Source organism: Colwellia sp. E2M01 (genome assembly GCF_018860585.1).
Taxonomy (GTDB): domain Bacteria; phylum Pseudomonadota; class Gammaproteobacteria; order Enterobacterales; family Alteromonadaceae; genus Colwellia.
Genome location: NZ_JAHKPR010000022.1, coordinates 130,279 through 137,419, shown reverse-complemented (window position 1 = coordinate 137,419; position 7,141 = coordinate 130,279). Strand labels below are relative to the sequence as shown.

The 7,141-nt window shown below is 33.4% G+C and carries 7 protein-coding genes; 4 read left to right on the top strand and 3 right to left on the bottom strand.

What is annotated here, in order from left to right:
* Positions 1-913: 913 nt before the first annotated feature.
* Entirely contained in the window at positions 914-1,411 is a 498-nt protein-coding gene (locus KO502_RS04780) for a CreA family protein (protein ID WP_216021422.1), read from the bottom strand.
* A gap of 386 nt (positions 1,412-1,797) precedes the next feature.
* Between KO502_RS04780 and KO502_RS04775 the strand changes: the two genes are divergently transcribed.
* A complete protein-coding gene (locus tag KO502_RS04775; RefSeq protein WP_216021421.1) occupies positions 1,798-2,115 on the top strand; it encodes a DUF2956 domain-containing protein in 318 nt (105 codons plus the stop codon).
* A gap of 192 nt (positions 2,116-2,307) precedes the next feature.
* Here KO502_RS04775 and KO502_RS04770 read toward each other — a convergent pair whose 3' ends face one another.
* Positions 2,308-3,069: a hypothetical protein gene (locus tag KO502_RS04770; RefSeq protein ID WP_216021420.1), complete on the bottom strand. Its 762-nt coding sequence runs from the start codon at positions 3,067-3,069 to the stop codon at positions 2,308-2,310.
* Between the two features lie 529 nt (positions 3,070-3,598).
* On the opposite strand from KO502_RS04770, the gene yeiP reads away from it, so the two are divergent.
* On the top strand, positions 3,599-4,174 hold the full coding sequence (gene yeiP, locus KO502_RS04765; RefSeq protein WP_216021419.1) for an elongation factor P-like protein YeiP: 576 nt from the start codon (positions 3,599-3,601) through the stop codon (positions 4,172-4,174).
* A gap of 240 nt (positions 4,175-4,414) precedes the next feature.
* On the opposite strand, the gene KO502_RS04760 is transcribed toward yeiP, so the two are convergent.
* Positions 4,415-5,590 (bottom strand): flagellar assembly protein T N-terminal domain-containing protein, encoded by a 1,176-nt coding sequence (locus tag KO502_RS04760; protein ID WP_216021418.1) that lies wholly within the window; start codon positions 5,588-5,590, stop codon positions 4,415-4,417.
* A 278-nt stretch (positions 5,591-5,868) separates the two neighbouring features.
* Between KO502_RS04760 and KO502_RS04755 the strand changes: the two genes are divergently transcribed.
* Both KO502_RS04755 and KO502_RS04750 read left to right on the top strand, forming a co-directional pair.
* A complete protein-coding gene (locus tag KO502_RS04755; RefSeq protein WP_216021417.1) occupies positions 5,869-6,513 on the top strand; it encodes a FlgO family outer membrane protein in 645 nt (214 codons plus the stop codon).
* Positions 6,514-6,607: 94 nt separating this feature from the next.
* Positions 6,608-7,075: an LPP20 family lipoprotein gene (locus KO502_RS04750; protein ID WP_216021416.1), complete on the top strand. Its 468-nt coding sequence runs from the start codon at positions 6,608-6,610 to the stop codon at positions 7,073-7,075.
* Positions 7,076-7,141: the final 66 nt, after the last annotated feature.

The following is a 7,141-nucleotide window of genomic DNA, read 5'->3' as shown; positions in this document are numbered from 1 at the left end:
GAACAACCATTCTCTTCAATCAATGCCTTGCCTCTAAGCCTTTTAATTCTCGCTGAGTGGGAAAGAACTTAATCAAATTGGTATTATACCAGTTTCATTAATTAAGTGATCTATTTTAGACGGAGATAAAATCATTTAATACAAGGCATTTATTTACATAACTAGTTGTTCAGGACAATTGCTCCTGCATTGTCTAATAAGCTGCATTCATGCAGCGTTAATTATTAAATAAATAACGCTGTAGTTAGTGGCTTTAGTCCGTATAAATGATCACTTAGTTTGTGAGATTAGGCTCTATTTACTAAATTTTAAGCAAAAAAAAGCCACACAAATGTGTGGCTAAAAATCAGTGTAAGGGGAATTACAAATGATTAGGAATATGTTCAAAAGAAGAAAATAAATTAACATTTGCAAATTGCTTGGTTAATTTCGTCTCCCTAAGAAAGTAGAGCTATTATACTAATTATAAGTAATATGTAAAGCTATTTTTGTAATTAAATTACATTTTTGTCATTTTATTTTGTTTTTTTCTTTTTATTGTTCATAAATTACTTTTATTGGTCAAATGTTCAACTATTTAGACGTTTTTTATATTATTTTTCTAATTTAGTGACAATGTGAACAATTGTCATTTAGTTGTAACTTTAATAGTTTAAGCATTTTTTATTTTATATAGACCCAAGAAGTGAACAAAAATTAAGATTAATAGCTACTACTGCATTTATTGTGTGAGTAACTAGGTTAGTAGATTGAATAAACTAAAAAGCCATTAGTATGCGATTCATACCAATGGCTTTAGCTATACTTCTATTTGTACTTAGTTTTGGCTGAGTTATAACTTCGATATAATTCCAAGATACTTTATTTTTTAACTTTAACTTTAATTGATAAGCTAACAGTTAAAACTTTTTTATCAGTGTTGAATAACTATTTCTGATCCTATAAATGCATTGGTAGCCCATAAAGGAACGGTCGATAAACTATGTTTGAAACTGCCCGATGTTTCTTTTGTTGAGTAAGACAAATACATTAACGTTTGATTCTCGGCATCAAAAATACGTCTCACTTTCATTGTTTTTAAAAAGACACTTTTTGATTTTTTAAAAACAACTTCACCTGATTTACTTTTATCTATTTTAGCTATCATATCTGCAGTTATTTCACCTGTCTGGCGACAAGCTATTGAACTATCGCTAGGATCAGAAAAACTCAAGTTAGCTTCTACACTGGCAATATGACAAGTAACCCCGGTTACAACAGGATCAACTAATGTATTAAGCTTAATATCTTTGAGCGTAAACATACCTAAAGAAACATCACCAACTTCATCATTATAAAAAGCATTGTAGGCAAAGAAGGCTATGACTAAACATATAAAGATTGAAGCATAAATTTTTAATTTTTTTAACATCTTAATTTCCATTTTTTGTTATGTGGACTGTGTTATTTGAATTGCGTTACTTTATCAGTGTTACTTATCAGTGTTACTTATCAGTGTAATAGGGTTAAGTTGCGTTAGTTAATTATAGGAGTAAAGTTTAAGTTGAATCTCTCATATTGTTAAGTGCTAATGCAGCGTAAACATGTTTATTGTAGACTCAGCTTTTGTAATTAGGCTTTTAGCTAAGTATAAAAAGTTTAACTATCACTATTACAAAATGGTGCTCTGCAAACACTTTAAGAGTCGTTGTTTTGTTGCTATTTTATAGCTCAACTTTACTGATATAATTTAGCAAAGCTAGACGATTTCAATAAGCAAAAAATAGTTTAATAAACGACAAAATAAATGGGTTAATAATGAACAGTAAGGTATCTAAAGAAACGCAAGCGCAAGCAACTAAAGTAGCAAAAGGAATACAAAAGCAAGGACAGTCCAAAGAACAAACTAAGCTTATTGCTCAAGGTATCGAAAAAGGCATTGCCGAATATAAAAAACAGCAAAGCAAGAAGGCACGTGAACGCGATAAAGAGCGTAAGCAGCAATTAAAACAAAAGCAGCAAAAAACAGCAGCGAGCATACCTGACATTGAAGAAGGAAATAGCCAAAAACTACCTTGGATATTACTTGGTGTTAGTTGGTTGGGTTTTATTGGTTATGTTAGCTATGTTTTATAACCTTAGTTACTATTGTTGTTTTATCTTTACTGTTTGCTTTTTGTTTTCGTATGGTAAGCACTAACAATTTAATTTATAAATTGTTAGTGCTTATCTTGATCTTGGTCAGTATAAAGCTAATGTAAAAATATAAATTTAAAAAGACAAATATAGTAATAAACTTGTCTTTTTATTTACTGAAGAGAAACTTTTTTAAAATTGTAAGCCATACAGAATATTTGGTGAAGAACTGCTTAGTGTAAAGTTATCACTAGCCCAGGTGATTTCTGCCCCATTATTATCATAACCAGAAGCTCGAATGCTATGGGTACCATAAGATAAATCAACATTTAAGGTGCTTTCTTGCCCATAACAAGGCTCTTCATTAAAGTAAGAACCTAAATAACCAACATAGCCACCATCAATATATATATCGACAGAGCCTACAATCTCTGTAGATGAATTAGGCATCTTTAATAAATAAATAGAGGCGCCAATGTTATTGTAATCATCACAACTATTATTGTTAGAACCAGAACCAGAACTAGAATCAGATCCGCTACCAGTAGATGACACCTTAAGGTATGTACCTGTTGTATTATCTGCGTGATATAGCTTTAGTTGGGTTGAGCTGACGCTAATTATATTAGAAGGGTCTGAGTAATACCCTAGTTCGTCATAGCGAAAGTAAAGGTCGTCACCTTCTATTTTGTAGTCATATCCGCGGGTTTCACTCGCATAAATTCCTGCACCATCAATAACGTTTTGACCTCGACCATTACTATTAAAGCTGATAGTCGCTACAACGGGTGATGGATCCGGATCGGTTAACTTCCAAGTGCCAAGTATAAATGTTGCATTACTACTATCATTTGAATATGTATCTTCTGAATAGGAATCATCTTCTTCATCAACACAAGAAGACAGAGTTAGGGCTAATATAGCTATTCCAATAACTTTGAAAAAGTGTTTCATATTTTGTTCCTTAATAAATATAACCATCTTATATGTTTAGTTTAGTTTAGTTTAGGGTCTGTTGTTCTTTAAGGGTTAAAAATCATTCAATTTAAAACGGATTTAATCGCGGCGCGAGCTTTCCTTACTACTTCGAGAACTAGTTATTCTATTTTAAAAGCGGAGCCACAATGAGTAAATTCGTTTTAAATGAACCTAAAGGCAACAGTAGTTTGAAATTCATACGGCGTTATCGCATATTCGTTTAGCTAGCTAAACGTTACATGCTCTGCCTTGCCAACTCTTAATATAAAGAAGTCCAAACAAGTTGTTGTAAAAGTAATCTCGAAAGATCAACAGACCTTATTATATTGTAAAACAAACTAAAAGCAGTAGATTAATAAAAATACAATTATTATATGGTTTTTATCTATCATACTTTTATTAAATACCTATTTACATTTGATAAAATATTTCCATCTTCATTGGATCGTGCTATTTTCTCCGCAATCTAATTAAAATTTTAAATTATTTCAAAGGAAATCATCTTATGCCCAAAGCGAGTGATGTAAAAAAGAATACCGCGATTGAATATAATGACAGTGTGTATATTGTTAGAGGAATAGAGCGTTCAGTACCGCAAGGTAGAGCGGGTGGTAGCTTATATAGAATGCGTATGTATGATGTTGTTACGGGCGCAAAAGTTGATGAAACGTTTAAAGACAGTGATATGCTAACATTAGCTGATTTAAGTCGTCGTCCGGCAATGTTTTCATACATAGATGGTGATCAATATGTGTTTATGGATAACGAAGATTACACGCCATACAACTTAAATAAAGAATCAATTGCTGACGAAGTGCTTTTTATTGATGAGGAAACACAAGGTTTGGCTGTGATCATCGTTGATGATGCCCCTGTTGGTGTGGCGCTTCCTTCTAGTGTAGAGTTGACCATTACAGAAACAGACCCTTCTATTAAAGGCGCTTCAGCAAGTGCTCGTACTAAACCGGCTATCCTTTCTACTGGGTTAACTATCCAAGTACCTGAGCATATTTCTACAGGTGATAAAGTTAAAGTGAATACTGAAGAACGTAAATTTATGGGTCGTGCAGACTCTAAGTAATTATCGTTATTCCCAGAAAAAATAAAAATGCCCGGCTAATAAATACATAGTCGGGCATTTTTGTATGTGAACTAACTTATATCAGTTTCATTAAGTTATTGCTCACTTGAACTGGTTAAAATACTCCAGAGCCGCGTTGCTATCAATCCCAATAGCCAGCTATTGTTCAATCTAGCGCCTTGCTCTGGAATACTTTCCTCTGCACAACAAGATCACAAACTTAATGAAAATGGTATTACTTTAATTTTCGTCACGCACGGCGATATCTTCGATTTGAATATTACCAAATATTTGGCCATCGGGGGTTACCGCAGTTGCTGTTTCTCTTGTTAACTTTATTACTTTAACCTTGTAAGGGCTGACGCTAAAACCGGTATAAGCTCTACTTCTATTACTATTAAAATGTGTTCTGTGTAATAAACTAAACTCATCTCCAATTTTTAAGCCATTATCTCGGCCTAAATCCACAGTAACTTGGTTACCTTGAACTTTTAATATTTTTCCTTGGCTCGGCTCACACATTATATTTTCATCTATATCTTTAATAACTTTACTAACAATAGCCGTTACCATGACACCATATTCACTTTGCCAAAAAGCATTGCTTGATGGATCTACTTTTATACGCTTTAAAAAAGTCCAAGGTGCGGAATTACTATAGGAGTTTTGCCAAACTAACTGTCCATTTAAACCATTATAAAGGTAAACATTAAGACCAAAATCTCTAGGATAAATACCTTGTTGCCAAAACATCCAACCATTTGTTGATTGCTCATCAAATGACAAATTGGTAATTTCACTAAACATTACATATTGGCTATTAGTACTGTCACTGAGTGACTGGGTTAGCAATGATATTTTGTCACTGGCTAAGCTATTATTTAAGCGTGCAAAGTCTGTTTTGTTATCAATTATTGTACTGGTTTTGGTAAACGTACTGTGTTGGTTAAGTAGTTCACCAAGTTTAACCATTACTGACTTATCAATATTATAAATCTCACCTATATTAGCTTGCTCTCTATGTACCAAGTGACTACGAGTGATTAATAATGATTTTTTAAAATCTACGGCAAAACACTTTTTCTCTTGTGGGAATATATCAGCGCGAATAGTGACGGTAATAAGGTTGCCGCTGTGTATTTCATCGACTAGCTCTATAGAGTTGACACTGCCGCTAGCTCTGATACTTATTTGATCTTGAGTGAGTAAACCATTTACTACTTGTTGCACACTTGAAACACTTGCCCCTGATACCAATAATGCTTTTTTTAAGGCATTTTCCACAGCCTGGGTGCGAGCAACTTCTATACTTACCCCTTTACTATTGGCATAACCTTGAGTTTCATACCACTGCGCATTAACAGCAGGGCTGCATACTATAATGATGAGTAATAATGTTTTGATAAGTGTTCGCATATTTTTTATCTTCCAGTGTAACGTATCGAATAGACTGAACGGCTCTGTTAACTCATAAGCAGCGTGTTAACAACTGATTATGCATATATCATGCCTGACATAAAATTAGCTATGTGATTTTATGTCCTGCTCTGCAATATGGCCTAATATGTGCATTGATAGATATAATCGATATTTGTTAAATATGCTCTACGTGGTATTAAACAAAGTTATAAAACGTAGTAGATAGTATTGCTACCCAATTATTTAGTAGCATTAATTTTGGAAAGGGGAACACTATGAAAAAATGGATTATACCATTGATTCTGCCAGCTTTACTCTCATGTGGAACGACACATAAGGATGATTTTTATCAATCTAGCCAAATAGAGAAAGGTGAAATTGACAGTTATGATCTTCCTCGTCATGCCATTAATGATGTAGTTAAAGGGCTAGCTTATCAAATGCTTACAAGTAGTAGCTTTGTTAATGCAAAAACACCTGTAGCCGTTGCCTCTTTTGTTAATTTAAAAGATCTTGAATCAACAAATTGGTTAGGTAATCAATTAGCTGAAAGTTTTGTACATGAGCTGCAAAGGCACGGTTTGGTAGTTATAGACTTCAAAGCAACAGGGCATATCAGAGTGACTAAAGAAGGGGACTATGTCTTTAGTCGTGACTGGCAAGAGTTACCTGAACGTCAGATTATTGACTACGTAGTTGCTGGCACTATGGTTGAACAAGAAGGTGGTGTTTTAGTTAACGCTCGCATGATAGGTATTCAATCAAAAGTAGTGGTTGCTACAGCTCAATCATTTATTCCTACTTGGGTATTAGGTGATGAAATGAACCATAACGAAAAAGTTAAAATGAAAGACGGTATGCTTATTCGTGATAATGTGATGTTATTAAACGATGAACGTGCAGTAAGTATACAAAATTAATTAATATCAATGGTTTATTTTTATTTGATTATAGTTTAAAGGTAAGGCGACATTATTTTGCCACTTTCAATGTAATTTAAACCAAGGAGTATCTATGAATAACAAAAAATTTAGATCCCTTTTCATGTTGACCTTAGTCTTTCTCATCAGTGCATGCTCGCTTATATATGATAAGCAGGTTGAATGGGAAACGGTAAAACCTGAATCTTTTCCTGTATTATATGCTACTGGATTTGCACCAATTAGTTTGCAAAAATCGACGCATGAAACACAACGGATGTTAATGGCCATTAAAGCGTCAAAAGTTGCCGCTTATGCTGAGTTAGCTGAACAAGTTTACGGCCAACAAATTGAAGGCAATGTTACGATGGCTGATTTACTTATTGAAAACCAGCAATTATCTAGTTCTGTTCAAGGAATAATTCGTGGTGCTAAGGTTGTAAAAAGTTACCCTGTTGGTGATGTGTATACAACAGAATTACAATTAAACTTCGAAGATGTTTATAACATTTATCAAGTAAGTCAAAACAAACAAAAAGTGAAAGATGTGACTTACTTCTAATTTTAAAAATATTTATGTTGAACAACACAAGTTATACCAATTTGATTAAGTTCTTTCCCACTCAGC